The 322-nt window shown below is 46.3% G+C and carries 1 protein-coding gene; it reads right to left on the reverse strand.

What is annotated here, in order from left to right; all coding sequences use genetic code 11:
- A partial coding sequence (locus KHA85_RS17580; RefSeq protein WP_213186763.1) for a glycosyltransferase occupies positions 1-322 on the reverse strand: 322 nt, incomplete at both ends.

Below are 322 nucleotides of genomic sequence, written 5' to 3' on the forward strand. Positions count from 1 at the left end.
ATTTTGGCCATGTTTAAACAACGTGCCGTTCGGATGGAATAGATAATAATCGCGAGTCGTGTGTACCACGCGCGCCCCCAGCTTCTTGGCCACTCGCCACGCTGCGACGGAAAAACCGCTGAGGTTGTTGGTATGCACCACATCCGGAGAAAATTTGCGCAGCTCCTTACGCATGGCACGAGCCATAAATGGATTATAAGAATCAAGCAGATGCCACACCGCTTTCTTTAATTTGCTTGCCGAAGAAGCCTGAAATGGCCAGTACATATTTTTGAGAGGTAAATAAGCAATATGAACGCCATTAAGAGTGTCATATTTTATC

Origin of the sequence: Dietzia massiliensis (assembly GCF_018390595.1) — a bacterium.
Lineage (GTDB): Bacteria > Actinomycetota > Actinomycetes > Mycobacteriales > Mycobacteriaceae > Dietzia > Dietzia massiliensis.